General features: G+C 51.4%; 1 rRNA gene. It reads right to left on the reverse strand.

Features of this window, described 5'->3' with window-relative positions:
• Window positions 1-45 precede the first annotated feature (45 nt).
• A 23S ribosomal RNA gene (locus tag D8M03_RS17330) occupies window positions 46-2,963 on the reverse strand.
• Window positions 2,964-3,011: the final 48 nt, after the last annotated feature.

Here is a 3,011-nt window from a genome sequence, read left to right on the forward strand (position 1 = left end):
CTCTCAAAACTGGATAAAGACATTGACTAACGACCATTCAAGTTAGTGGTTAAGTCCTCGATCGATTAGTATTCGTCAGCTCCATGTGTCGCCACACTTCCACCTCGAACCTATCTACCTCATCGTCTTTGAGGGATCTTACTTACTTACGTAATGGGAAATCTCATCTTGAGGGGGGCTTCATGCTTAGATGCTTTCAGCACTTATCCCGTCCATACATAGCTACCCAGCGATGCCTTTGGCAAGACAACTGGTACACCAGCGGTATGTCCATCCCGGTCCTCTCGTACTAAGGACAGCTCCTCTCAAATTTCCTACGCCCACGACGGATAGGGACCGAACTGTCTCACGACGTTCTGAACCCAGCTCGCGTACCGCTTTAATGGGCGAACAGCCCAACCCTTGGGACCGACTACAGCCCCAGGATGCGATGAGCCGACATCGAGGTGCCAAACCTCCCCGTCGATGTGGACTCTTGGGGGAGATAAGCCTGTTATCCCCGGGGTAGCTTTTATCCGTTGAGCGATGGCCCTTCCATGCGGAACCACCGGATCACTAAGCCCGTCTTTCGACCCTGCTCGACTTGTAGGTCTCGCAGTCAAGCTCCCTTGTGCCTTTACACTCTACGAATGATTTCCAACCATTCTGAGGGAACCTTTGGGCGCCTCCGTTACCTTTTAGGAGGCGACCGCCCCAGTCAAACTGTCCACCTGACACTGTCTCCTACCCCGATAAGGGGTACGGGTTAGAATTTCAACACAACCAGGGTAGTATCCCACCGACGCCTCCCTCGAAGCTGGCGCTCCGAGTTCTCTGGCTCCTACCTATCCTGTACAAGTTGTGCCAAAATTCAATATCAGGCTACAGTAAAGCTCCACGGGGTCTTTCCGTCCTGTCGCGGGTAACCTGCATCTTCACAGGTACTATAATTTCACCGAGTCTCTCGTTGAGACAGTGCCCAGATCGTTACGCCTTTCGTGCGGGTCGGAACTTACCCGACAAGGAATTTCGCTACCTTAGGACCGTTATAGTTACGGCCGCCGTTTACTGGGGCTTCAATTCAGAGCTTCGCTTACGCTAACCCCTCCTCTTAACCTTCCAGCACCGGGCAGGCGTCAGCCCCTATACGTCACCTTACGGTTTTGCAGAGACCTGTGTTTTTGCTAAACAGTCGCCTGGGCCTATTCACTGCGGCTCTCTTTCGAGAGCACCCCTTCTCCCGAAGTTACGGGGTCATTTTGCCGAGTTCCTTAACGAGAGTTCTCTCGCACACCTTAGGATTCTCTCCTCGACTACCTGTGTCGGTTTGCGGTACGGGCACCTCCCGCCTCGCTAGAGGCTTTTCTTGGCAGTGTGAAATCAGGTACTTCGCTCTTAAAGAGCTCCCCATTACAGCTCAACGTTACAGGAAGCGGATTTGCCTACTTCCACGCCTTACTGCTTGGGCGTGCACAACCAATCGCACGCTTACCCTATCCTACTGCGTCCCCCCATTACTCAAACGGCGGGGAGGTGGTACAGGAATATCAACCTGTTGTCCATCGTCTACGCCTGTCGGCCTCGACTTAGGTCCCGACTAACCCTGAGCGGACGAGCCTTCCTCAGGAAACCTTAGTCATACGGTGGATGGGATTCTCACCCATCTTTCGCTACTCATACCGGCATTCTCACTTCTAAGCGCTCCACCAGTCCTTCCGGTCTGACTTCAACGCCCTTAGAACGCTCTCCTACCACGTGCATCTTAGATGCACATCCACAGCTTCGGTGAATCGTTTAGCCCCGATACATTTTCGGCGCAGCGTCACTCGACCAGTGAGCTATTACGCACTCTTTAAATGATGGCTGCTTCTAAGCCAACATCCTGGTTGTCTAAGCAACGCCACATCCTTTTCCACTTAACGATTACTTTGGGACCTTAGCTGGTGGTCTGGGCTGTTTCCCTTTTGACTACGGATCTTATCACTCGCAGTCTGACTCCCGTGTATAAATATCTGGCATTCGGAGTTTGTCTGAATTCGGTAAAGCGAGATGCCCCCCTAGTCCAAACAGTGCTCTACCTCCAGTATTCTCATCACGAGGCTAGCCCTAAAGCTATTTCGGAGAGAACCAGCTATCTCCAAGTTCGATTGGAATTTCTCCGCTACCCACACCTCATCCCCGCACTTTTCAACGTGCGTGGGTTCGGGCCTCCAGTGAGTGTTACCTCACCTTCACCCTGGACATGGGTAGATCACCTGGTTTCGGGTCTACGACCACGTACTCTTTCGCCCTATTCAGACTCGCTTTCGCTGCGGCTCCGTCTTCTCAACTTAACCTTGCACGTAATCGTAACTCGCCGGTTCATTCTACAAAAGGCACGCTATCACCCATTAACGGGCTCTAACTACTTGTAGGCACACGGTTTCAGGTTCTATTTCACTCCCCTCCCGGGGTGCTTTTCACCTTTCCCTCACGGTACTGGTTCACTATCGGTCACTAGGGAGTATTTAGCCTTGGGAGATGGTCCTCCCGGATTCCGACGGAATTTCACGTGTTCCGCCGTACTCAGGATACACTCAAGAGAGAATGGACTTTCGATTACAGGGCTTTTACCTTCTATGGCGGATCTTTCCAAATCGCTTCGCCTAATCCATTCTTTTGTAACTCCATATAGAGTGTCCTACAACCCCAAGAGGCAAGCCTCTTGGTTTGGGCTATTCCCGTTTCGCTCGCCGCTACTCAGGGAATCGAATATTTTCTTTCTCTTCCTCCAGGTACTTAGATGTTTCAGTTCCCTGGGTGTGCCATCATGACGCTATGAATTCACGTCAAGATACTGCTCCATTACGAGCAGTGGGTTCCCCCATTCGGAAATCTCCGGATCAAAGCTTACTTACAGCTCCCCGAAGCATATCGGTGTTAGTACCGTCCTTCATCGGCTCCTAGTGCCAAGGCATTCACCGTGCGCCCTTAATAACTTAACCTAAAAGTTAGTTACACTTCTCAAACAGAGAAGATTTTAAGAACTTACA

This window comes from Ureibacillus endophyticus, from assembly GCF_003628435.1.
GTDB classification, from domain to species: Bacteria; Bacillota; Bacilli; order Bacillales_A; family Planococcaceae; genus Ureibacillus; species Ureibacillus endophyticus.